The organism is Shewanella sp. KCT (assembly GCF_007636505.1).
Taxonomy (GTDB): domain Bacteria; phylum Pseudomonadota; class Gammaproteobacteria; order Enterobacterales; family Shewanellaceae; genus Shewanella; species Shewanella halotolerans.
Genome location: NZ_LVDJ01000011.1, coordinates 78,392 through 100,562 on the forward strand (window position 1 = coordinate 78,392; position 22,171 = coordinate 100,562).

Below are 22,171 nucleotides of genomic sequence, written 5' to 3' on the forward strand. Positions count from 1 at the left end.
GTGGCTTTTTTCGTTACCCTTGAAGCGGGTGATTAGTGCTTAAACATCGCAGAGATAGACTCTTCGTTGCTTACGCGGCGGATAGCTTCGGCCATCACGCTAGACATGGTTAGCTGAGTCACTTTATCCAGTGCCGCCATCTCTTCACTTAGTGGGATGGTGTCGGTCACGATCACTTCGTCGATCACAGACTCGGCGATGTTCTTAGGCGCGTTGCCTGAGAATACTGGGTGAGTGGCGTAGGCGAATACGCGGTTAGCACCGTGTTCTTTAAGCGCTTCTGCAGCCTTACACAGGGTACCGCCGGTATCGATCATGTCGTCGACTATGATGCAGTCGCGGCCTTGAACGTCGCCAATGATGTGCATCACCTGAGCAACGTTCGCCTGTGGGCGACGCTTGTCGATGATAGCCAGATCTGAGTCGTCCAGTAGCTTGGCTACGGCGCGAGCACGTACTACACCACCAATGTCTGGTGAAACTACGACAGGGTTGTCCAGCTGCTTGCCCAGCATGTCTTCTAGTAGCACTGGGCTACCGAATACGTTGTCTACAGGTACATCGAAGAAGCCCTGGATCTGCTCGGCGTGCAGGTCACAGGTCAATACGCGGTCAACACCAACGCTTGATAGGAAGTCGGCGACTACCTTAGCGGTAATAGGTACACGAGCACTGCGTACACGACGGTCTTGACGGGCGTAACCGAAGTAAGGGATAACCGCAGTAATACGGCCAGCAGATGCGCGACGTAACGCGTCTACCATAACGATAAGTTCCATCAGGTTATCGTTAGTAGGTGCACAAGTAGATTGAATGATAAATACATCCGCCCCACGTACATTTTCGTTAATCTGGACACTGATTTCACCGTCACTGAAAACGCCAACCTCAGCGTCTCCGAGTTTACAAAATAGGCGATCTGCTATCTTCTTGGCGAGACTGGGGGTTGCGTTACCAGCAAATAGTTTAATGTCAGGCACTGTATGGACCTCAGGCGTATGCTTCATTGTAATTGTCGGGATAACCTAGGCTTTCCCGCATGAACTTAGCGCTGCGTTAGCCGCAACGCTAATGGTGATTTATTTGTCCCCTTGGCGATGAAACCGCACAAATCCGCCGGCAATTTGGCAAAAACCTGCTCTGCCTGCTGGCGTGTGTCGAAGATACCGAATACACATGCTCCGGTCCCCGTCATTCTGGACGGCGCATATTCTATCAGCCACGCCAATGCTTTGGCAACTTGGGGGTATCGCTCGGCGACTCTGGGTTGGCAATCGTTGTGCCAGTCACTGCTCATTAAATCATCCATGGAGAGCTTAGGCGTATCCCGTGGTAGCAGGGGATCGTTAAACACCTCGGCGGTGGAAACATGAACATCCGGGGTCAGGATTAGGTACCAATTTTCCGGCGCCTCGACTGGGATTAACTGCTCGCCGACCCCTTCGGCAAATGCCGCTAAACCATTAATAAAAACAGGGACATCAGCGCCGAGAGACAGGCCTATCTTTGCCAGTTCATCCTGTGATAATTGAGTCTGCCAAAGATGATTCAGGGCGACCAGTGTGGTGGCCGCATCGGATGAGCCGCCACCTATGCCGCCGCCCATTGGTAGTTTTTTATCCAGCCAGATCTCCGCGCCTTTATGGGTACCCGTGTACTCCTGCAAAGATTTTGCAGCTTTTAGAATTAAGTTATCGCTATTTGCAACAACAGCTTCCATTTCGGAATGCAGGGTGAGGTTGCCGCTGTCGTTGACGGCAAAATCCAGGTAGTCGCAGTAGTCGATAAACTGAAACAGGGTCTGTAGCTCATGGTAGCCATCGGCGCGGCGGCCGTTGACGTGGAGAAACAGGTTGAGTTTAGCCGGTGCCGGCCAGGCGGTGGATCTATTGCTTGTCATCTGTCGATTCCGGTTGTGATGCTTTGATGGGCGTCGGTGTCAGTGCCTGCCATTGGCTTACCTGCAACTTTAAGCGTATCTCGTCACGTTGCAGCTGCAGCAGTCTCGGCAGCTCGGCGCCGCTCTGCTGTTGCCAGCTGTTGAAGCTGACGTGCCAGGGACTACTGCCCGTGTGGTTGAGCACCTCCTTGGGGCGACCCTGTTCGTCGACGGCGACAACCTCATCCTGAGCGGAGATCTGCCCCGTGATCCACAGGGGCAGGGTGTCGACCGGAATCGACCAGCCGGTGAGGCGCCTGAGCAGCTCTTCGGCATCGCTGTCCTGATACACCTTGTCTTCGATCTCCAGGCTCGCCTGGCTAGGGGTCTTGTTGAGGGTCATGACCGTAGTGCCCAGCATAGTGGTCAGGGTCAGGTCATCCTTGGTCTGGGTATGGAACCAGTAGAGGTTGGTGCTGAATTTATCGTCCGGGGTGCGCACCGCCAATTTGCCCTGTAGCTCCCAGGCTTCTGCCTGGTTAGCGCTTTCTACCTGTGTGGGGACATAGTCGATCGGTTTGTGGGAGGCACAGCCGGCGAGGGTCATTAGCGCTAAGGCCGCACAGCTTGCCGAAATTTTTGTGAAGTAGTTCAAATTATTCATCTATGGCTAAAATCACTAGCGCATATCATACGAGGGCTGACTTTAAATACCAACGACTAATCCCAAATTTCCTGCCAGCCTAGGCTAGGGTTAGCAATGGCTAATTTTCGCCGAGGTCTGAGGGCTTGATTTTAAGCCTCAGGTTTAATAGAAAAAAGTTGTGACAAGCCAGATTATTGTTCGGTTTTGTTAAGCGTATTCTGTTTTTAGTCGACTCAATTGCGTAGAATGACTGGCATTAAGTGAGATGATTCGGGCCTATGGCCGGTAGTCAATGAACTCGCAAGATTAACAGACCCTAGAGACCAGAAAGAGTCAGATGAGCCTTGTAGCAATCGGTATTAATCATAAAACAGCCACTGTAGACCTACGAGAAAAGGTAGCGTTTGCGCCTGATAAAATTCATGAAGCGATGAAGAGTCTTGCCAGTCGGACTAAGACAGGGGAGGCGGTGATCGTCTCGACCTGTAACCGCACCGAGCTCTATTGCAACACGGGTGATGAGGCGGATGTGATCAGCTGGCTGGAGTCTTATCATCAGTTATCTCACGATGACGTATTGCCCTGCCTGTACAAGTATCAGGGGCAGCAGGTGGTACAACATCTGATGCGAGTCTCGTCGGGACTCGACTCGCTCATCCTGGGCGAACCGCAGATCTTAGGTCAGGTGAAGCAATCTTTCGTGAAGGCCAAAGAGGCCGGTACGGTTGCCGTCACCATGGACAGACTGTTCCAAAATACCTTCTCGGTGGCCAAGAAGGTGCGCACCGAGACAGAGATCGGTGCCGCCGCCGTATCGGTCGCCTTTGCGGCCGTGAGCATGGCCAAACATATTTTCTCGGCGCTGAGCGCCACTAAGGTGCTGCTGATCGGCGCCGGCGAGACCATAGAGCTGGTGGCACGCCACCTGAAAGACAATGGTGTCGACTCCATGATAGTCGCCAACCGTACCATTTCCCGCGCCGAAGCCATGTGTGAAGAGTTCGGTGCGACGGCAATTACGCTCGAACAGATACCAGATTTTCTCCCTAAGGCCGATATCGTGATATCCTCTACCGCCAGCCCATTACCTATACTGGGTAAAGGCATGGTAGAAAAAGCGCTTAAGCAGCGTCGTCATCAACCTATGTTATTGGTTGATATAGCAGTTCCTAGAGATATCGAGGCCGAAGTTGCCGATCTGGACGATGCCTTCTTATACACGGTTGACGATCTGCAAAGCATCATTGAACAGAATATGGCCTCCCGACGTGAGGCGGCCGAGAAAGCTGAATTAATTGTTGAAGAGGAATCTCATCATTTCATGGAGTGGATTCGATCGTTAGAGTCGGTCGACAGCATCCGTGAATACCGAAGCCAGAGTATGGCGATCAGAGATGAGTTGGTTGAGCGAGCGATCAATAAGTTGGCCCAGGGTGGTGATAGCGAGCAGCTAATACTGGAACTGGCGAACAAGTTGACCAATAAGTTGATCCACGCCCCGACCCAGGCGCTCACTCAGGCGAGTCGCCGCGGTGACCTCAATAGCTTAGGACAATTAAGAGCAGCGCTCGGACTAGATAAAGACTAAGGTTAGCGTTGTAATGAAGGACAGTGTTATTCGCAAGCTCGAAGGCTTGCTTGAGCGTAATGAAGAGGTTTTGGCGCTGCTGAGTGATGCGGAAATCATCGCCGATCAGGAGCGTTTTCGCGCTCTGTCCAAAGAGTATTCTCAACTCGAAGACGTGGTAAAGAGCTTTAAGGCCTACCGTCAGGCCGAAGAAGATCTTGCTTCGGCGCAGGAGATGCTCGCCGAAGATGACGCCGATCTGAAAGAGATGGCGCAAGAAGAGATTAAAGAAGCCAAGGCGACCCTGGACGTCTTGGAAGGTGAGCTGCAGATCCTGCTGCTGCCAAAAGATCCTAAAGATGACAACAACGCCTTCCTCGAGATCCGCGCCGGTGCCGGTGGTGACGAGGCGGCTATCTTTGCCGGTGACCTGTTCCGCATGTACAGCCGCTACTGCGAGGCAAACCGCTGGCAGATGGAGATCATGAACGCCAACGAAGGCGAACATGGTGGCTTCAAAGAGATCATCGTTAAAGTCTCAGGCGATGGCGTCTATGGCAAGCTCAAGTTCGAGTCGGGCGGACACCGCGTACAGCGCGTGCCTGAAACCGAATCTCAAGGACGTGTGCATACCTCGGCCTGTACCGTGGTGGTAATGCCTGAGATCCCAGAAGCCGAAGCGATCGAAATTAATCCTGCCGACCTTAAGGTCGACACCTTCCGCGCCTCGGGCGCCGGTGGTCAGCACGTAAACAAGACAGATTCTGCCATCCGTATTACCCATATTCCTTCGGGTATCGTTGTGGAGTGTCAGGATCAGCGCTCGCAGCATAAAAACCGCGCCCAGGCCATGAGCGTCTTGGCCGCCCGTATTCAGGCGGTGGAAGATGAGAAGCGCCGCAGCGAAGAGGAATCGACACGTCGTAACCTGGTGGCCAGTGGTGACCGCTCAGAGCGTGTGCGTACCTATAACTTCCCGCAGGGACGTGTGAGCGAGCACAGAATCAACTTGACCCTCTATCGCCTCAGCGAAGTGATGGAAGGCGACCTCGATGCCATCCTCGGCCCCTTGATGCAGGAAAACCAAGCCGACATGTTAGCAGCCCTTTCCGAAGGTTAATCTTGCTATCATTGCCGCTAGGTGATTAAGGATATGCTTTGTTCCAGACGTTAGCACAGGCCCTAGAATGGGCCTCGACTCGACTCCAGGATGTGTCTGACAGTGCCAAGCTCGATGCCGAGGTGATGCTGTTGCATATCATTCATAAGCAGCGCAGTTATCTCTATACCTGGCCAGACGAGCGTCTGACCAGCGAGCAGGTGACCGAATACAAGCAGATGGTCGGCCGCCGCGAGTTAGGTACCCCCATCGCCCATATCGTCGGCGAGCGGGAGTTCTGGTCGCTGCCCTTCATGGTCAACCCCACCACGCTGATCCCGCGCCCGGATACCGAGATTTTGGTAGAGACGGCCCTTAACCTGCCGCTGGCGGAGAATGCCAAGGTGCTGGACCTGGGGACAGGTACCGGGGCTATCGCCCTGTCGCTGGCCTTCGAGCGTAGTAACTGGCAGATCACCGCGGTAGATAAGGTGCTCGAGGCCGTCGCCCTGGCCAAGGCCAACCGCGACAACCTCAAGCTGCCTCAGGTGGAGGTGCTGCAGAGTGACTGGTTCGACGCCATCAATCGTTACGACTTCAACCTGATCGTCTCCAATCCGCCCTATATCGATGAGGAAGATGAGCATCTGTCCCAAGGGGACGTGCGCTTCGAACCCCATAGCGCGCTCACCGCAGGTGAACATGGCTATGCGGATCTCTTCTACATCGCCGAGGCGGCGCGCGACTACCTGGCGCCCGGTGGCTATCTGCTGCTCGAGCATGGTTTCGGCCAGGCACTCACTGTGCGCGATAAGATGATCGAGCTGGGTTACGAGGCGGTCGCGACGGTACGCGATTTTGGCAGCAACGACAGGTGCACCCTGGGTCGCTGGCCAAGATAGTTAGCCTAGATGGTTTGACTAGCTAACTTAAGTGCTACGTTAGCACCTCACAGCGTGACACTAAAAACGCCATGGGCCTGAGCCTGTGGCGTTTTCTTTTCGTAATATTGTCGTTTTATTTTCGTTTTGTTTTAATGACCCCCAGGATAGGCCATACTCAACAGTTCACAGGCTAGGGGAGACCTGGCGTCTTAGGAAAACACCATGAAAATGATCGCTATGTTACTGGCCTTGTTAATTATCGGCCTCTTGTATTATCAGCAACTCGCCACGCAACCTGTGCTCAGCGAGCAGACCGAGGCGGCCCTGGAGGCCACTCAAGGCTCTGGCCCTAAGGTGCCGACTCGGCCGGATGAACTCGCCACCTTCGATAAGGAGATGAATGCCCTGATGCAGGAGGAGGCAGAGAAGCGGGCCAAGGCGTTAAAAGAAGCCGAGGGCCAGTAGCGCTTAAAGGAGAGGCCGCTACTGTTTGAAGAAGCCTCAGGCGCTTAAAAATTAATTCTCTAAGCTTGGTTAGCTTAGATTTGCTCGCTTAGATTTGCTCACTTAGATTTGCTCGCTTAGAGCGTCTTGGTCATGAAGTACTTGCAACCCGTCTTAGGGTATTGCTCCTGAGTCCACTCCAGTCGATAGCCTCTGGCCTCGTAGAAGGGGCGCGCCTGAAAGTTTAGGGTATCTAAGATGGCATAGATGCAGCCCCGCTCCCTGGCGATACGTTCGGCCTCTTGTAGCATCTGGCTGCCAATCTGTTGTCCTCTGAGCGACTCGCTCACCCAGAAGTTATCTATCATCAGCCAGTTACCGAAGGTGCGCGCCGACAGGCCGGCGATCATCTCCCCCGCCTCATTCTCCAGCTTCAGACCCAGGGGTAAGCGCTCGCTCACCTCCCAACGCTGCCAGTTAAACTCGGCGATTTTTTGTTTCACCCTGTCGGCGAATTCACCGGAGTCATCATGGGTAAAGTTAATTTTGTTATCTGTATTCAAGTGACCTTTCCTGTATGAAAATTATCTGGCGGCATTATCGCTAAGAATCAAGAGTATGATATTGGTGCCCCGGCCTTTGATCGGGTACACTAGCGCCTTTGCGAGCCACGAAAGAAGATATAATGGACAGTTTATACCCAGCTATTAAGCATATACACCTCACCCTGATTGCCGTGAGTGTGCTGTTTTTTATCGTACGATTTGTGCTGCATCTTAAACAATCAGCCATCATGGACAAGAAATTTGTTAAGATTGCACCCCATGTAATCGATACCTTCCTGCTGCTCTCCGGCCTAACCTTATGCTTCATCATCAAGCAGTATCCGTTTCAGGATGCCTGGTTGACCGAGAAGATAGGCGCAGTGATCGCTTACATCTTCCTGGCGGCTATCTCGCTCAAGGCTAACCGTAACAAACTCTTCAAGACCTTCGCCGCCCTGGGCGCGCTGGCCTGGGTGATGTACGCTGCGAAAATTGCCATGTTTAAACAAGCAATATTAATGAGCTAATGACAAACCTGATCTTAAACGAGGCGCTCTCCCTTCCAGAGAGCGCCTTTGATATTTCCGAGCACCTGGGATTTTCCGATAAGGAAGCGGCTAAGTGGGCCTGGTTTGAACTGGCAGGCGCTGTACTTAGCCACTATCTGGTCGACAGAGAAGCCCGTCTCGAGGCGCTGTTGCAATGGTTCTATCAGGATCTCGGCTTCTGTGCGCGAGAGTCCTATTTCAGTATCGAGGCGGCAGATCTGGCTAGCTGCATCACCACGCGGCAGGGTAACAGTACCACACTGGCAAGCGTGCTTATGCTGCTGGGTAAGCAACTGGATCTGGTGTTGCAGCCGCTGCTGTTGCCGGGCACCACAGTGCTAAGCTGTCGTATCGACGATAAGGTGCACTATATCGACCCGCTCACCGGGCAATCCCTGACTCGTCATCAACTGCATGTGTTGGTGCGCGGCGAGTTAGGTAATGGCGCGCCTTTTAAGCCGCGTTATCTGAAGCCTGCGAGCCTCAAGCGCCTGCTGTCACGCATGCTGCATGAACTCAAGGCCGGCGCCATTTTGGCGAGCAAGTTTGAGAGCGCCATGGAGTGCTGTAACTTATTGATGCAGTGGCACCAAGATGACCTGAATCTTAACCGGGAGCGGGCCTTTATCGCCCAGCAGCTAGGTTGCATCAGCGTCGCGGCGGCGGACCTGCGACACTTTGTCGATAACAGTCCCCACGACCCTGTGACCGAGCTGGTCAAATTACAGTTAAAAGAACTCAACGACGAGGTTGAGGTCTATCATTAACCCTTAGCGTCGAGGCCGGGATGGCCCGATGCGGGGCGAAATTTGCCGCGATTGCCAATCGGCTTTAGCGGCCACCACTATAACTACAACAATAAATAACCCATACAAAATAAAAGGGAGATGAGATGAGCAGTACCGCGATAGTCAGCAATGACGCCACGGCGTTAGTCACCAATGATGCCACAGGCCTGGGCTTGTTGGCGGTGATCTTAGGATTCGTGTTTTATACCAATAGCAGCCAGCACCCATTTTGGGTGAAGTTCTATCGTTTCATTCCCGCGCTACTGCTGTGCTACTTCCTGCCTTCGCTGCTCAACTCTTTTAATATCCTGGATGGTGATACCTCAAACCTCTATTTTGTCGCCTCCCGTTACCTGTTACCTGCCTGTCTGGTGCTGCTGATCTTAAGTGTCGACCTCAAGGCGATCTTAAGCCTGGGCCCCAAGGCGATCGTGATGTTTTTAACCGGTACCGTCGGCATAGTGATAGGGGGGCCTATTGCCTTACTTATCGTGTCGACCCTTAACCCTGAGATCCTCGGAGTGAGCGGCCCGGACGCGGTCTGGCGCGGCATGACCACCTTGGCCGGTAGCTGGATCGGCGGCGGCGCCAACCAGGCAGCGATGAAGGAGATCTACGAGGCCGGTGGCAACATCTTCTCCATTATGGTGACGGTTGATGTGATCGTGGCCAACATCTGGATGGCAGTGCTGCTGTTTATGGCCTCTAAGGCCAAGGAGATCGATGCCAAGACGGGCGCCGATACCCGCGCCATCGAGACCCTCAAAGAGAAGGTGGAGAAGTATCACGCCGAAAACGCCCGTATCGCCAGCCTGCGAGATCTGATGATGATAGTCGCCGTGGGCTTTGGTATCACGGGTCTGGCCCATGTGATCGCCGATTTCCTTGGCCCCTTCTTTGAGGCCAACTATCCCTGGACCCGCGATTACAGCCTGACCTCTAAGTTCTTCTGGCTGATCGTGACGGTGACTACCATAGGCCTGGCTATGTCCTTTACCCCTGTGCGTCATCTCGAGGCGGCGGGTGCCTCTAAGGTCGCCTCGGCGTTCCTCTATATCCTGGTGGCGACTATCGGCCTGCATATGGATGTGTTCAAACTGTTTGACCCGGCCAACCTCTGGTATTTCGCCATCGGCATCATCTGGATGATAGTCCATGCCGGTTTCATGTTGCTGGTGGCCAAGCTTATCCGCGCGCCACTGTTTTACATGGCGGTGGGCAGTCAGGCCAACGTCGGCGGTGCGGCCTCGGCGCCCGTGGTGGCTGCGGCCTTCCACCCAGCCCTGGCCCCTGTCGGTGTACTCCTAGCCGTATTAGGCTATGCTGTAGGCACCTATATGGCATGGGTGTGTGGTCAGATACTTCAGGTCGTGGCCCAATAAAGAATTTGATTCCTGCCGGGCTTGCCCCGGCTTCTTAAGAGAGAAGTAGCGATGAGTAATAAAACCATAAAGTTAGGTAGCATTGAAATTGCAAACGACAAGCCCTTTGTCCTGTTTGGCGGCATGAATGTGCTCGAGTCGCGAGATCTGGCCATGCAGATCGCAGAGACCTATGCGGAAGTTACTCAGAAGCTTGGGATCCCTTATGTGTTTAAGGCATCGTTCGACAAGGCTAACCGCTCATCGGTGAACTCTTACCGTGGCCCAGGCATGGAAGAGGGACTGAAGATCTTCCAGGAGATTAAAGATACCTTTAACCTGCCGCTGATCACCGACGTGCACGAGCCCTACCAGTGCCAGCCAGTGGCCGAGGTGGTGGATATCATCCAGCTGCCCGCCTTCCTGGCACGTCAGACGGATCTCGTGGTAGCCATGGCCAAGACTGGCGCCATCATCAACGTGAAGAAGCCGCAGTTCCTGGCGCCCCATGAGATGCGTCATATCATCACCAAGTTTAACGAGGCGGGTAACGACGAGATAATCCTGTGTGAGCGCGGCTCTTGCTTCGGTTACAACAACCTGGTGGTTGACATGCTGGGCATGGATGAGATGAAGCAGTCGGGTTACCCAGTGATCTTCGATGCGACCCATGCCTTGCAGCGTCCAGGCGGACGTGCCGATAGCGCCGGCGGTCGTCGTGCCCAGGCCACCGAGCTGGCCCGTAGCGGCATGGCGCTTGGCTTGGCGGGTCTGTTTATCGAGGCGCACCCGGATCCTGACAACGCCAAGTGTGACGGCCCATGTGCCTTGCCACTGCATCAGCTGGAAAACTATTTGACCCAGATGAAGGCGATCGACGATCTGGTGAAATCTTTCGCCCCCATCGATACCAGCAAGTAAGCGAGCCTTAACTCTGACTGCTGTATATCGAGGTCGACATCGAGGTTGACATAATGCTTAAGCCCCGCATGTGCGGGGCTTTTTGTTGTTCATTGAGTTGCCTCTGGTATCTGCGCTTTAGCCTGCCATCGTCCTAAGGCTTAATCACACGGCTCACTTTCCATGAGGCATTTTCACTCGCCCGGTTGGCGGTTAAGCGTTAGGCTAGTAGCCCCTTTTTGTGAGAGTCGCTTATGTGGATTGTCTTTACCTTTCTCGCCGCCTTCATGCAGTCCTGGCGTAATGCCCTGCAGAGTCAGCTGAGCCGTGATGTCAAGGTGGCCGGGGTGACGCTGGCACGTTTTCTCTGGACCGGGCCGATCGCCGCCTGTTATCTCGCTGCGCTTTACTTCTTCCTGCCGCCCGATCTACAACAAGCGGGGCAACAAGCAGGGCAACAAGCGGGGCAAGCGAATCTGCAGCTGTTTCCCGCCCCTTTCTGGGGATTCGTGCTCGGCGCCGCCTTGATGCAGATTGTGGCCACGGGCTTGATGGTGAAGCTGTTTCAGCTCAGAGACTTCGCCATAGGCGCAGGCCTTGCCAAGAGCGAGGCGATCGTCGCCGCCGTGTTTGGCGCCCTGTTTTTCGGCACCCAACTGAGCCTGCTGGGTTGGCTCGGCGTGGTGATAGGTGCCGTGGCCGTGCTCCTGATGAGCAAGGGGGCTGGGGTTGCCAGGCTCTCGCCTCAGGTGTTACTGTTGGGACTCGCCTGCGGAAGCGCCTTTGCGCTCACCTCGCTCTGGGTCAGAGAGGCGAGCCAGGTGCTGACTATGCCCTTTCCCCACAGCGCTGCCTGGGTGCTGTTCTGGGTGATAAGCCTGCAGACTATTGTCTTGCTGCTGTTTCTCTACTTGCGGGACCGTCAGACCCTGGCGGCCCTGTGGCGTCGGCCTAAGTTGACCTTGGCTATCAGTGTGACCAGTTGTCTTGGCTCCATCGGCTGGTTCAGCGCCATGGCCTTGCAGGCGGTGCCCTATGTGAAGACATTAGGCCAGGTAGAGGTGTTCTTTACCCTAATCGTGGCGGGGAGTTATCTGAAGCAGAAGGTGAAGCCGAAGGAGATGACCGCCTTGCTGCTTATCGCAGTGGCGGCCATCTTAGTCATCTGGGGATGATGCGGACTTAGGCTGTCTGGTAGCGGGCGAGGATCTTACCCAGGCTCTCGGAGGCCTGTGACAGCTGACTGACGCCGATCGAGGATTGGTTGGCCAGCTCCTTGATCACGTTGGCCTGCTGGCGTATCTCACTCAGCTCGGAGGCGATATCGTTGGCCACGGCGCTCTGCTCCTCCGAGGAGGCGGCGATTTGGAAGCTCATGTCGATAACCGATTGCGACGACTCGTTGATGGCGCTGACGTCTGTGCCTATCTCGGTGATCAGCGACTGGCTGGATTCGGCCTGCTTGACCGTGCGCTGGGTGATGTTATCTATGTTGTTGGTTTCCTGCTGCAGGTTCTCGATCATTGCCTGAATTTCCACCGTGGCCGACTGAGTGCGGCTGGCCAGGGTTCTCACCTCGTCGGCAACCACGGCGAAGCCGCGGCCCATCTCTCCGGCGCGGGCGGCCTCAATGGCGGCGTTCAGTGCCAGCAGGTTGGTCTGCTCCGAGATGGCGTTGATTGTGGTGATCACTTCGTTGATCTTGGTGGCATTCACCTTGAGGGTGCTGACCGAATCTGAGGTCTGCTCGATAAAGCCAGACAGCTGCTCGATATCCTTGATCGCCTTCTGTACGCGCTCATAGCTCTGACGGATTGACTGTGAGTTTTGCTCCACTTTCTCCACCGAGCTGTTGGATATGTTCGACACCTCACCGGCTGAGGCCGTCATCTCCTCCATGGCGGTGGCGACCGAGTCGAGAGAGAGGTATTGCTGCTCTATCTGGCGCTCGCTCTCCTGATTCTCCGAGGCGAAGGAGCTGGCGGTGTGATGCAGGGTTTCGGCATTATCTTTCACCGTGACCACAAGCTCGGTGAGCGTGTCCATGGCGTTGTCCAGGGCACAGCCTATGGTGCCAAATTCGTCGCGACCCGGGTGAAAGCCCAGGCGTGAGGTGAGGTCACCCTTGGCGATATTCTTGGTGGTGGTCCATAGCACCCAGAGGGCGCCGCCGATGAAGGTGGCGTTCCAGTAGAGCAGGACGGCAAACGGCAGTAACCAGAGATAGGTGAGCAGCAGGCTGTAGAGGGCCGATTGTTTGGCGTCGCGCTCGTGGCTGGCGACATTCTGCGTCAGCGACAGGTTTTGCCCCGCGGCGCTGCGCACCACGGCGGTGACGCTGTCTTGGCTGCGGCTTGAGCTTGCCTGGCCGCTGGGCTGGATATTCAGGCTGGCAAACTTATCGGTCTGGCCGCTGGTTTCCAGGGCGCGCACCATGCCCGATAGCTCACCTTCCAGCGCCGTCATCGAGGCTTGCTCTATGGCATCTATGCTGCCTTGATAGCGGCTGACGCCGATGCAGGTGATGGCGATGAAAAACAGCGCCCCAATGACCCAAAATTTATCGTTAATAGACATCTTGATGAAGAGTTTGTCTATGGTGCGAAAATTAACTTCTCTCATAGTTTTTTTCCGTCTCGAATTAAGGCTGAGGCCTTAGACAATAGTAGAATAAAATGCGGCGACATCCTTAAAATTACGCCTTTTTTACCAATAAATACAGGATGGTTTAACGTTTTTTTTACATAGATTGCGGCGCACCTGTTCTAGGTCAAGCTTGCCATTCGTCCCTTGAGGGAGTTGTGTAGCGTCAGCGCCAATTGGCTGGCCAGCAGACCAAAGCTAGCCCCAGCCAGCAGATCCCCGAGAAAGTGATAGTTGAGGCTCAACTGTCCGCTGATGACGGCAAGCATGCAGCCAAGCCAGAGGGGCAACAGCTTAGGCGTGTGGCGCCAGAAGGTGAAGGCGAGGGCGAAGGTCAGCAGGGCATGTCCCGAGGGGAAGGAATCATAGGCGAGTCCCTGGGCAAAAGGATGAAACGCCTCAATACGATCGGCTACCCAGGAGGGATTATGGCCATCGCCTAAACTTATCCAGCTCTCAGGCCAGGTGCGGCCAAAGAGCAGTTTGGCGACCCAGCGAATCGAGAAGGCCAGGGCCAGGGTGAGCACCAACTCAATGGCCAGGGCCTGGAACCTGGTGCGAAAGCGCTCGCTGATGCAGGCGAAGATGGTCAGCCCTGCCAGAAACTCCAGTAGCAAGGGCGTCTTACTCAGAAGCTTTAGTGCGGGGTGTGACAGCTGCTGGGCGTGCATCAGATCCGCCAGCTGGCGATCGATAAGGTGAACCGAGATAAGCACCAGGGTAAGCAGCAGGCCATAGAGGAGCAGGGCGCCCTTGACGCTACTGGGAAATAGATGTTTTAGCATGGAATTATGCATCTTTGGGAGAAAGCTCTAGCCTAAGGCAAATCCGAGTGCTTGCAAAGTTTGCTACCTCACACTCTGCTTATTTTGGGCTGCTTCTTGCAGCAGTTGTTGTAGCACTTGTTCACAGTGCTTGTCAGGGGATAAGAACGGGTGATGTGAGACGTGAAAACTGAGCATTGAGAGAAAAGAGAAAAGAGAAAAGAGAAAAGAGAGCAGAGGATAAGTAAGCGTCATGACGGCAGGGAGTTACCTTGCCGCCATGACGAGCGACTTAGAAAGGGGTCGCTAAGCTGCGCAGGCTCTCGATCAGGTAGTTGAGGCTAGGGCTCTCTTCTAAGTTACTGGTCGGGATGACGTTGTACTTAGGCGGAACCAGCCAGTCGCGCTGCACCAACTCATCGAGCAGATCCAGGTATTGCACGCTGGTCTTACCCACGAGCAGGTTGTCCAGGCTGCGGGTCTTGGAGAGGTGTAACATATCCAGGAAGCCGCTCAGGTAGAGGTGGTCCTTAGTGAAGCCGCCGCCGCGATAGACGCGGGCCGTGGTCACGAAGGCATCATCCTTGTCCATCTCCAGTTCATCGATGAGATAGCTGTAGGTGAGATAGAAGTCCTGCTCTTTGAGCATTGAGTCTACTGCCAGCACGCGCGCCGCCAGGGTGTTGAGGCGTGAGTGGGCCATGAAGCCCGCCTTAAGCTCGGCCAGAATCGCCAGGCCTTCCTGGGTATAGGTAGAGCCGGGCAGCCCCAGACGCAACACCTTAAGCGACTGCTGTTTGGCGTTGAGCGTGGTAGCCATATGCACCCCAAGCTCATGCTGGATCAGCCGCTGCACCTCGCTCTCATGGAACTGGGCATGGGTGCTGATCGCCAGCTGCGCCGGATTTGAGCTGACCATGGCGCGGGCAACGATGGCGCCGCTGAGGCCAATCTTACAGCGCATCTGCCACTGCTCGGCGCTCTGCTTCATCATCTCGCACACCTGATGGGCATCCAGGCTTTCCCCTCTCTCTTCGGGGATCTCCTTGGCGTACAGCAGGAACTTGGCGTTGGCGATGGCGCTCTTATCCGGGCGGCCATGGTAACGCAGCGAGTTGTAGACGAAGCCTTCCTGACCGACACTGGTCAGGAGATCTATCTGTTCGCCCAGCTTGTTAACGATATCCTTATAGAGCTGCTTGAGCGCGGGATCGGCAATATTGTCTATGGGCAGACGATAGAGACGATACTTGAACTCGTTGGCATCGATAGGGAGCTGACGATAGGCAAAATTTGGCTTGAAACGACTCGGCGCCTTCATGAAGCGTCGACGCTCGGCCGCCAGGTTGGTCGGGTTGACATACTTCAGCGTGTCGACCTTCTGTGCCAAGCGGAACAGGGCGGCGTCTATCTCCAGCACCTCGGGCTCGATGGCGCTGCTGAGCATGTCGGCGCTACGGGTCTTGCTCTGGCGATTGAGCTTACGCTGGAAGTAGGCGCTGGTGGCGCTAAAGGCGTTCTTCAGGCCCAGTTTGAGATCGTCCAGCACTATGGGGTAGACCTCGCCGGTCAACTCATCCATGAATACCTTCTTGATCTCCGTCGGCAGCACTAAGGTGCGGTCGAAGCGGGCGTTGGTGTGGGCGATCAGGTAGCCGCGGCCCTCGAAGGCCACGTCCAGCTCGGCGTCCACCTCTACGTTGGGCAGGGTGATGGTCTTGAGTTCACGTTGGAACTTGTGGACCACGGTGCCCCAGCGCTCCATATCGATCTGTGAGGTGCCTATGTTAAACACCGGCGTCGCCTTCTCGATACGCTTGTAGTTGTAGGAGTGCAGGTCGAACACGATCACCATGCCGAACATGCTCTCTAACTTGGCGATTAAGGCCTCGTAGAGTCGATAGAAATCCTGGTGTTTGGCGTGGCTGATGGCGCGCTGTTTGGCGCTTAGCGGCTTGCGCCACACTTGCTTCATCCAGGCGGACTTGTAATAGGTACTCAGGCTCTTAGGGCGATTGAGATCGTACTCAAAGCGCGAATCGCTGCCCGCCAGGGTAATGGGCTGGGAGGCGATCACCTCGTCGGTGAAGGGATCTTCCTCGAAGTAACGCTCCTCTGCGCTCAGCTGACATAATTTGATCAGCTCTGGGCGCAGGTTGTGCCCCGCGTGAATCGCGGTGCACACTACGGGCAGATACTCTTGGATGGTGATCACACAGCCGGAGGAGGCCAGCTGGCCTGAGAATGTCTCCCCGCGTTTAATCAGGGAGAGCATCTGATCGAGACTATAGATTTGCATTTTCTACCGCTTGACGATATGCACTCTTACGTTGCACCAATAGCTCTTTGGAGTTGATGATGTTTTCGGCGAAATCGATCACCTGCTTCTGCAGGCGGACGCGGTTAAGCTTGTTGATACGGGTGATGCCGCCCGGGCTGAGGACGTTAACCTCGACCAGCTTGTTGCCGATCACATCCAGACCGGTGAAGTAGAGACCGTCGCGCACCAGCTTTGGGCCGATGGCGGCGCACAGCTCGCGCTCTTCACGTGTGATTGTGTGTCTGACCACACTGCCGCCGGCATGGACGTTAGATCTGAACTCGCCAGAGGCGGGTACGCGGCGCATGGCGCCAATAGGCTCGCCGTTGAGCATCAGGATACGCTTGTCGCCTTCCTCGGCGCCTTCGATGTAATCTTGCAAGATCACATAGTTGCTCTGCTCGTCGGTGCCGATATAGAAGTCCAGCAGCGAGCTGAAGTTTTGGCGAGCGCTCTTTTCGATCACGATAACGCCATGACCGCCGAATCCGTTGAGCGGCTTGAGGATCATCTTATCGCTTTCGCTCTCTTCCAGCACTCGTTGCAGATAGTCGCGATTCTTCGACACGTGGGTGGCTGGAATGTACTGGCTTGCCGCACCGCTCATGCTGGCGGTGTAGAGTTTGTTGTTAGCGACTCTTAACCCTTCTAGATCGTTGATGATCAGGGTGTCACCCTTTACCGAATCCAGGAAGTTAAGCGCCAGGTTATCCAGCGGCGGATTGGCGCGCATAAAGATGCAGTCGAAGCCGGCCATGGGCAGGCGCGCCTTATGAAATTCGGCGGAGCGGTAAAAGCGGGGAATGTTGTCCGATATTTTCATCCCTTTCTTGATGATTTGACAAAACCCGTAGACACTACTGTCACGAATGGTCAGCCCACTGGTTGTGGTGATGGCAACGGTATGACCACGCTGCGCGCACTCATGAACTAATCTCAGGGTGGTATCGGTTTCAGGATCGATACGCTCCCACGGGTACATCAAAAAACAGATGTGCATTCTTTAAGCAACCTCATCTTCTGGGGGAGATTCCACATATTCATACTGTTCAACACGCTTGTTACTCGTGCTGTTTAGGGTGTGGAACTTTTTTGGTTCGCGGGTAAGCTTAGTGTATTTCAACCATACATGCTCAAGCTTGGTATTAGCCTTGTTGGGGTGTTTTAGTACCTTAACAAAGTGTTTTTCCTCTGCAGTTTCAGGCTCAAGATCGCCTGCTTCAAAGGCCTGCATAGTATCGCCATATAGGCTCAACAATTCAGCTTCAGACAAGGTGAACTCTCCGGACTTACTGAAGCCGCGGGGAAAGTTTTTGTCATCAAAAAAACGCTTTTGACCAAAACGAAATGAATCTTCTGACATAACAACCTCTCACTGTGATAGCAACGCTGTAACTACAGGGTTTTTCGATCGCGAAATTATGATTTTTGTCGTTAAAAGAGAAACAAAACTTTTTTATCGTCACCATTAGGATTAGTTGTTATTCTCTCGGTGAAATTGACTGAGAGAATAAAATGGACGTCAAAGTATTTAAGACCTTTTTAGAGGTGGCCAGAACCCGGCATTTCGGCCGTGCGGCGGAGAATCTCTATATCACTCAGGCGGCCGTGAGCGCCCGTATTAAGCAGCTGGAGTCCTTCTTCGACTCCGCCCTGTTTGTGCGCAATCGCAATAGCATTCAACTCACCACCTCGGGTGAGCGTCTGGTGCCCTATGCCGAGGTGATGGTGAGTACCCTGGAGCAGGCGAAGAACGAGTTGGCCCTGACCAACCATAAGGCGTTGCAGCTGACCATGGCGGGGACGCCCAATATCTGGGATGCCTATCTGCAGCACTGCCTGAGTAAGGTGACAGATGCCTTCGGCGGCTATGGCTTCCTGGCCGAGGCGCTGAGTCGCGAGCAGCTCAACCGTAATCTGCTGGAGCGAACCCTAGACATGGCCTTCGCCTTCGATCCGCTTAAGTCCGAGGAGCTGGTGTGTAAGCAGGTGGCCGACCTTATCCTGGTGTTGGTCTCGACTCGCCCCTGCGATCAGAGCGAGGCGCTGAGCGATAAGTATGTTTATGTGGATTGGGGCACACGTTTCGCCTCCGAGCACGCCGAGCGCCACTATCGTATGCCGCCACCTTATCTGCGTACCTCCACCGGGCGTATCGCCCTGGACTTTATTCTGGATAAGGCGGGAGCGGCCTATCTGCCGCTGTCGATAGTCGAGCCGTTTCTGCAATCTAAGCAGCTCTATCGGGTAGAAGGGGTGGAGCCCTGGAATCGTCCCATCTATCTCTCCTACCGTAAAGACAGCGGGTCACTGGAGGCGATCATCAAGATTGAGGAGCTGGTCAAGGAGATAGACCCTCTGACCGCCTTCAGCCTGCAGCAGATAGGTCAGTTGGGCTGATCTGCTTGAACTGACTCTTATTGAATGAGTAATAGGGGGCCGGCTAATCGTCGGCCTCCTCTTTTTGTTTGCGTTTGATGGCGATGGCGATACACAAGGCGGCGCCGCCCCAGGTCAGCGTCAATGCAAACAGCATCATGATAAGGGCGCTGTGACTCATGTTTTACCTCCTGGATGTTGGTCTGGATAGCCAGGCGACTTGCTGGTGAAGTTGATCAGCACGGCAAAGAAGAGCATGGTGCCCACCAGGCCCCAGCCTAAGAAGAGCTGATCGGCAATGGGGTAGTCGCCATAGCCGTTGACTAAGGTGTTGTAGAGGTTCTTCGCCAGTATGGTGGCCAGAATCGCCGGGCTGATGAAGCGCAGGCAGATCACAAACCAGCCGCCGACCCTAAACTCCGAATTTTCATTGGCATGCTGGTGGATCACTGTCACCTTGAGCAGCCAAGTGATGATCACCAGTTCCAGCAGACAGCTGAGCAGCAAGGCGATGTTGTTGATGAAGTAGTCCACCAGATCCAGCAGCAGTAGGCCACCATTGGTGGCAAAAGCCATGGAGACTAGATAGCCCAGGCTACACACCAACACGGCTGCGGGCTTGCGGCGCACATGAAACTTGTCGATCACCGCACTGGTCACCGCCTCTATAATGGAGATGTGGGAGCTTAATCCGGCGATCACCAGGGCGATGAAGAAGAGGGGGCCGAGAATATAGGGCGCCGGCATCAGGTTGATGGCCGTGGGTATGGTGACAAATGCCAGGCCTATGCCCGAGCTGACTACCTCGGTCAGCGGTTTCATCTGTTCCTCTGCCATATAGCCGAGCACACCGAAGATCAGAATCCCCGCCAGAATCGAGAAGCCGCAGTTGATCAATACCGTCATGAAAGCGTTGTTGTTGATATCCGCCTTGCTCGGCAGGTAGCTGGAATAGGCGAGCATGATGGCGAAGCCGACGCTGAGGGTGAAGAAGATCTGGCCGTAGGCGGCGGACCAGACCTGGGCATCCAGCAGGCGGCTAAAGTCGGGCTCGAACAGGTAGTTGAGCCCAGACAGGGCACCGGGCAGAAACAGGATGCGGCCGATAAGGACCAGCACCATGATAAACAGCATGGGCATCATGATCTTGTTGGCACGTTCGATCCCTCCTTTGACTCCGGTAAAGACCGCCATGAAGGTCATCAGCCAGGCGATGCTCATGGCGATCGCTATGCCGATTTGAAACTCGCCCAGGTGGGAGGGGGAGTTGTTGCCGAGTTTAAGGTAATGATTGAAGAAGAAGTCATTGGGATTGTCTCCCCAGGCTTGGCTGAAGGAAAAGCCGAGATAGGAGAGGGTCCAGCCTATGATGGCCACATAATAGACGGCGATCACCGCGGCGATAAACACCTGAAACCAGCCGAGCCATTCGAGTCTGAAGCCGAGGGTGTGGCCGAGCTGGGCGAAGATGCGCGGTGAGGTCTTCTTTATCTTATGGCCCAGGCTAAATTCCATGATCATAAAGGGGATGCCGGCGGTGATCATAGCGAATAGATAGGGGATGAAGAAGGCGCCGCCACCGTTGTCATAGGCCATGTAGGGGAACCGCCAGATGTTGCCCAGGCCGATGGCCGAGCCGACCGCCGCCAAAATAAAACCTACCCTAGAGTTCCACTGCTCTCGTTTCATCGATCACCTCGAGCCACGCGCCTTTTAAGAATAATTCTAGACGCTTATGTCGAGGTGGGGCAGAAATTGTCCTGCCCGGTATGGCTAGAGAGTTGGTTAGAGAGCTGACTAGAGAGTTGGTTAGCGAGTTGGCTAATGTGCAGGCTAGTGTATGGCGTTAGCTGCCCTGCTCAAGGGATTTTAGCTGGTGGTAGAGGGCCTGGTTGGCTGGTGTGGCTATGCCGTGCTCGGCGGCGCGGCTCAGTAGGTAGCCGGTGATCGCTTCGATCTCCGTCTGGCGGCCATGGTGGATATCCTGATGCATGGAGGAGTAATTACTAGCAGTAAGCTGGATCACCTGATAGACCCGCTCGGTCAGCTGCGTTTGGTTAAGTGCTATCCCATCGGCGTTTGCCACGCTAACTACCTCCTGGACAAGTGCATGTATGGTCGGCGTAAATTTAGCACCGGCCAGCTTGCCGTTGCGGCAATCGTTGATGGCGGTCAGCGGGTTGATGGCGATATTGATGGCGAGTTTCTGCCACAGCATGGGCAGAATGGGCTCGCACCACTCGCTGTTGTGAATCGCCCCAAGCAGCGCCCGGCGTAGATTGTCCGCAAGCCTTGGTCCCTGGGCGTGACCAACTTGTGTCAGCCCGGATCCGGTTTGTCTGATCTGCCACCTCCCCTGTTTCAGGGCGCCTTGGGAGGTGGTCCCCAGGCTTAGGCCACGACCAGCTAGATGGGGCGCCACGCTAAGGTGAGGGCCTAGGCCATTGTGCAGCAAGAGGATGTGGGCATCTGTCGGGAGGGCATCTAATAGTGGCAGCAGGGCCGTCTCGACTTGGTAGGCCTTGACGCAGACGATCAGCAGCTCGCAGTTGGCCAGCATCGATTTGTCGATAAACTTCGCCTGGCGTGTAACTGTCTCGCCATCGAGATTGGTAAATTCCAGCGTCTGGCTATCCGCGCTTGCGTCTCTACCAAGCAGCGCGGGCGAGAGTCCATAGGCTGATAGCTGCTGGAAGAGCAGCTGACCTATGGCGCCTGCGCCCAGGATCACTATCTTACCCGTATGAGTCATATCACTTGTCGTCATGACTGGGTCTTAGCCCGGGTTTTACCGATCACGGCGGCTTTAATATAGCGGCGGTAGAGCCAGAGGCCGAAATAGAACAGCAGCACACCCACCATGTCGGCGATGAAATCGGCGCTAGAGGCGCTGCGATAGGGCAGGCGCGACTGTACCAGTTCGATGAAGAGGGCATAGCCGGCCAGTATGCCTGCCAGGCTGTACCACTTAGGTTCGAAGGCGAGATGGGTTAATAGCGCCAGGCAGAAGAAGCTGCCCAGATGGCCAAGCTTATCCATGTGCGGGATCACTTGTGGGTAGTTAGGGCGGGAGAATACCAGGTAACTGATCACTATGATGGCAAGAAGAAGCGCTATCTTAAAAAAGGTTTTTCGAGAATTCACGGATCGCTTAGGTTGAGTGGTTTTGCCCAATCATAGGAAAATGTCATCTTAAAGTCATTAAGAAACGCCTGTTGTAACATTAAGAATTTTTGGCGCTCACAGGCCCGAGCGGGTAAACTAGCGGGCAGATAAAGTAGCTAGGGCCTGTTGAACTTTTAAGTTTAATTTTTGTTCATTCTAAACGCGTTTTGCGCGAGGCGAGAACCATGAAGCATAGTTGCTCTATGTGAATGGCGAACAACAAAGCGCGGTGTGCGTTT

Annotated in this window: 23 protein-coding genes; 10 read left to right on the forward strand and 13 right to left on the reverse strand. The window is 54.7% G+C overall.

Annotated elements, in window-relative coordinates:
* Positions 1-32: 32 nt before the first annotated feature.
* The 3 genes from AYI87_RS15710 to lolB form a co-directional block, all read right to left on the reverse strand.
* A complete protein-coding gene (locus AYI87_RS15710) occupies positions 33-980 on the reverse strand; it encodes a ribose-phosphate pyrophosphokinase (protein ID WP_144203663.1) in 948 nt (315 codons plus the stop codon).
* 65 nt (positions 981-1,045) lie between these two features.
* Positions 1,046-1,900 carry a 4-(cytidine 5'-diphospho)-2-C-methyl-D-erythritol kinase gene (ispE, locus tag AYI87_RS15715; RefSeq protein WP_144203665.1) on the reverse strand — a complete coding sequence of 285 codons (855 nt, stop codon included), beginning with the start codon at positions 1,898-1,900 and terminating at the stop codon, positions 1,046-1,048.
* On the reverse strand, positions 1,887-2,543 hold the full coding sequence (gene lolB / locus AYI87_RS15720) for a lipoprotein insertase outer membrane protein LolB (RefSeq protein WP_144203667.1): 657 nt from the start codon (positions 2,541-2,543) through the stop codon (positions 1,887-1,889). Before lolB ends, ispE begins: the two co-directional genes overlap by 14 nt.
* A 319-nt stretch (positions 2,544-2,862) precedes the next feature.
* Between lolB and hemA the strand changes: the two genes are divergently transcribed.
* The 4 genes from hemA (at position 2,863) to AYI87_RS15740 (ending at position 6,540) form a co-directional block, all read left to right on the forward strand.
* The gene (hemA, locus tag AYI87_RS15725; RefSeq protein ID WP_011866710.1) at positions 2,863-4,113 is read left to right on the forward strand and encodes a glutamyl-tRNA reductase; all 1,251 of its coding nucleotides are present in this window, start codon (positions 2,863-2,865) and stop codon (positions 4,111-4,113) included.
* Positions 4,114-4,126: 13 nt separating this feature from the next.
* Positions 4,127-5,212 carry a peptide chain release factor 1 gene (gene prfA / locus AYI87_RS15730; protein ID WP_144203669.1) on the forward strand — a complete coding sequence of 362 codons (1,086 nt, stop codon included), beginning with the start codon at positions 4,127-4,129 and terminating at the stop codon, positions 5,210-5,212.
* A 38-nt stretch (positions 5,213-5,250) separates the two neighbouring features.
* On the forward strand, positions 5,251-6,093 hold the full coding sequence (gene prmC, locus AYI87_RS15735) for a peptide chain release factor N(5)-glutamine methyltransferase (RefSeq protein ID WP_011866708.1): 843 nt from the start codon (positions 5,251-5,253) through the stop codon (positions 6,091-6,093).
* Between the two features lie 204 nt (positions 6,094-6,297).
* Complete coding sequence (locus AYI87_RS15740) at positions 6,298-6,540, forward strand: hypothetical protein (protein WP_144203671.1); 243 nt, start codon at positions 6,298-6,300, stop codon at positions 6,538-6,540.
* Positions 6,541-6,656: 116 nt separating this feature from the next.
* On the opposite strand, the gene AYI87_RS15745 is transcribed toward AYI87_RS15740, so the two are convergent.
* Complete coding sequence (locus AYI87_RS15745) at positions 6,657-7,082, reverse strand: GNAT family N-acetyltransferase (protein WP_258406390.1); 426 nt, start codon at positions 7,080-7,082, stop codon at positions 6,657-6,659.
* A 122-nt stretch (positions 7,083-7,204) separates the two neighbouring features.
* Between AYI87_RS15745 and AYI87_RS15750 the strand changes: the two genes are divergently transcribed.
* The 5 genes from AYI87_RS15750 to AYI87_RS15770 all read left to right on the forward strand — a co-directional run bounded on the left by AYI87_RS15750 (position 7,205) and on the right by AYI87_RS15770 (position 11,836).
* Complete coding sequence (locus AYI87_RS15750) at positions 7,205-7,591, forward strand: SirB2 family protein (RefSeq protein WP_011866704.1); 387 nt, start codon at positions 7,205-7,207, stop codon at positions 7,589-7,591.
* Positions 7,591-8,379, forward strand: a complete 789-nt coding sequence (locus AYI87_RS15755; RefSeq protein ID WP_144203673.1) for a tetratricopeptide repeat protein — start codon at positions 7,591-7,593, stop codon at positions 8,377-8,379. Before AYI87_RS15750 ends, AYI87_RS15755 begins: the two co-directional genes overlap by 1 nt.
* Before the next feature lie 125 nt (positions 8,380-8,504).
* Positions 8,505-9,782, forward strand: a complete 1,278-nt coding sequence (locus AYI87_RS15760; RefSeq protein WP_144203675.1) for a DUF819 domain-containing protein — start codon at positions 8,505-8,507, stop codon at positions 9,780-9,782.
* 51 nt (positions 9,783-9,833) lie between these two features.
* Positions 9,834-10,682: a 3-deoxy-8-phosphooctulonate synthase gene (gene kdsA / locus AYI87_RS15765; RefSeq protein WP_011866701.1), complete on the forward strand. Its 849-nt coding sequence runs from the start codon at positions 9,834-9,836 to the stop codon at positions 10,680-10,682.
* A 233-nt stretch (positions 10,683-10,915) separates the two neighbouring features.
* A complete protein-coding gene (locus tag AYI87_RS15770; protein WP_144203677.1) occupies positions 10,916-11,836 on the forward strand; it encodes a DMT family transporter in 921 nt (306 codons plus the stop codon).
* A 7-nt stretch (positions 11,837-11,843) separates the two neighbouring features.
* Here AYI87_RS15770 and AYI87_RS15775 read toward each other — a convergent pair whose 3' ends face one another.
* From AYI87_RS15775 to AYI87_RS15795, 5 genes are all read right to left on the reverse strand, one after another.
* Positions 11,844-13,283 (reverse strand): methyl-accepting chemotaxis protein, encoded by a 1,440-nt coding sequence (locus AYI87_RS15775; protein WP_144203679.1) that lies wholly within the window; start codon positions 13,281-13,283, stop codon positions 11,844-11,846.
* A gap of 143 nt (positions 13,284-13,426) precedes the next feature.
* On the reverse strand, positions 13,427-14,089 hold the full coding sequence (locus AYI87_RS15780; protein ID WP_260865157.1) for a phosphatase PAP2 family protein: 663 nt from the start codon (positions 14,087-14,089) through the stop codon (positions 13,427-13,429).
* 271 nt (positions 14,090-14,360) lie between these two features.
* A complete protein-coding gene (locus AYI87_RS15785; protein WP_144203682.1) occupies positions 14,361-16,367 on the reverse strand; it encodes a flavohemoglobin expression-modulating QEGLA motif protein in 2,007 nt (668 codons plus the stop codon).
* Positions 16,354-17,388, reverse strand: a complete 1,035-nt coding sequence (gene gshB / locus AYI87_RS15790; RefSeq protein ID WP_011866696.1) for a glutathione synthase — start codon at positions 17,386-17,388, stop codon at positions 16,354-16,356. Before gshB ends, AYI87_RS15785 begins: the two co-directional genes overlap by 14 nt.
* 3 nt (positions 17,389-17,391) lie before the next feature.
* Positions 17,392-17,751, reverse strand: coding sequence for a DUF413 domain-containing protein (locus AYI87_RS15795; RefSeq protein ID WP_144203684.1), 360 nt, complete (start codon positions 17,749-17,751; stop codon positions 17,392-17,394).
* 152 nt (positions 17,752-17,903) lie between these two features.
* Here AYI87_RS15795 and AYI87_RS15800 point away from each other — a divergent pair, with 152 nt between their 5' ends.
* Positions 17,904-18,788 (forward strand): LysR family transcriptional regulator, encoded by an 885-nt coding sequence (locus tag AYI87_RS15800; RefSeq protein ID WP_144203686.1) that lies wholly within the window; start codon positions 17,904-17,906, stop codon positions 18,786-18,788.
* 43 nt (positions 18,789-18,831) lie between these two features.
* On the opposite strand, the gene AYI87_RS15805 is transcribed toward AYI87_RS15800, so the two are convergent.
* From AYI87_RS15805 to AYI87_RS15820, 4 genes are all read right to left on the reverse strand, one after another.
* Positions 18,832-18,948, reverse strand: coding sequence for a MetS family NSS transporter small subunit (locus AYI87_RS15805; protein ID WP_144203688.1), 117 nt, complete (start codon positions 18,946-18,948; stop codon positions 18,832-18,834).
* Positions 18,945-20,456: a sodium-dependent transporter gene (locus AYI87_RS15810; protein ID WP_144203690.1), complete on the reverse strand. Its 1,512-nt coding sequence runs from the start codon at positions 20,454-20,456 to the stop codon at positions 18,945-18,947. The genes AYI87_RS15805 and AYI87_RS15810 overlap by 4 nt, the downstream gene beginning before the upstream one ends.
* Before the next feature lie 157 nt (positions 20,457-20,613).
* Positions 20,614-21,534 carry a ketopantoate reductase family protein gene (locus tag AYI87_RS15815; protein WP_144203692.1) on the reverse strand — a complete coding sequence of 307 codons (921 nt, stop codon included), beginning with the start codon at positions 21,532-21,534 and terminating at the stop codon, positions 20,614-20,616.
* Positions 21,531-21,911 (reverse strand): VanZ family protein, encoded by a 381-nt coding sequence (locus tag AYI87_RS15820; RefSeq protein ID WP_011866691.1) that lies wholly within the window; start codon positions 21,909-21,911, stop codon positions 21,531-21,533. Before AYI87_RS15820 ends, AYI87_RS15815 begins: the two co-directional genes overlap by 4 nt.
* Positions 21,912-22,171 lie beyond the last annotated feature (260 nt).

Coding starts and splice junctions, on each gene's coding strand:
- ispE (WP_144203665.1), bottom strand. CDS start 1,900: ATGACAAGCAATAGATCCACCGCCTGGCCGGCACCGGCTAAACTCAAC.
- lolB (WP_144203667.1), bottom strand. CDS start 2,543: ATGAATAATTTGAACTACTTCACAAAAATTTCGGCAAGCTGTGCGGCC.
- hemA (WP_011866710.1), top strand. CDS start 2,863: ATGAGCCTTGTAGCAATCGGTATTAATCATAAAACAGCCACTGTAGAC.
- prfA (WP_144203669.1), top strand. CDS start 4,127: ATGAAGGACAGTGTTATTCGCAAGCTCGAAGGCTTGCTTGAGCGTAAT.
- AYI87_RS15740 (WP_144203671.1), top strand. CDS start 6,298: ATGAAAATGATCGCTATGTTACTGGCCTTGTTAATTATCGGCCTCTTG.
- AYI87_RS15750 (WP_011866704.1), top strand. CDS start 7,205: ATGGACAGTTTATACCCAGCTATTAAGCATATACACCTCACCCTGATT.
- AYI87_RS15755 (WP_144203673.1), top strand. CDS start 7,591: ATGACAAACCTGATCTTAAACGAGGCGCTCTCCCTTCCAGAGAGCGCC.
- AYI87_RS15760 (WP_144203675.1), top strand. CDS start 8,505: ATGAGCAGTACCGCGATAGTCAGCAATGACGCCACGGCGTTAGTCACC.
- kdsA (WP_011866701.1), top strand. CDS start 9,834: ATGAGTAATAAAACCATAAAGTTAGGTAGCATTGAAATTGCAAACGAC.
- AYI87_RS15770 (WP_144203677.1), top strand. CDS start 10,916: ATGTGGATTGTCTTTACCTTTCTCGCCGCCTTCATGCAGTCCTGGCGT.
- AYI87_RS15775 (WP_144203679.1), bottom strand. CDS start 13,283: ATGAGAGAAGTTAATTTTCGCACCATAGACAAACTCTTCATCAAGATG.
- AYI87_RS15780 (WP_260865157.1), bottom strand. CDS start 14,089: ATGCTAAAACATCTATTTCCCAGTAGCGTCAAGGGCGCCCTGCTCCTC.
- AYI87_RS15785 (WP_144203682.1), bottom strand. CDS start 16,367: ATGCAAATCTATAGTCTCGATCAGATGCTCTCCCTGATTAAACGCGGG.
- gshB (WP_011866696.1), bottom strand. CDS start 17,388: ATGCACATCTGTTTTTTGATGTACCCGTGGGAGCGTATCGATCCTGAA.
- AYI87_RS15795 (WP_144203684.1), bottom strand. CDS start 17,751: ATGTCAGAAGATTCATTTCGTTTTGGTCAAAAGCGTTTTTTTGATGAC.
- AYI87_RS15800 (WP_144203686.1), top strand. CDS start 17,904: ATGGACGTCAAAGTATTTAAGACCTTTTTAGAGGTGGCCAGAACCCGG.
- AYI87_RS15805 (WP_144203688.1), bottom strand. CDS start 18,948: ATGAGTCACAGCGCCCTTATCATGATGCTGTTTGCATTGACGCTGACC.
- AYI87_RS15810 (WP_144203690.1), bottom strand. CDS start 20,456: ATGAAACGAGAGCAGTGGAACTCTAGGGTAGGTTTTATTTTGGCGGCG.
- AYI87_RS15815 (WP_144203692.1), bottom strand. CDS start 21,534: ATGACGACAAGTGATATGACTCATACGGGTAAGATAGTGATCCTGGGC.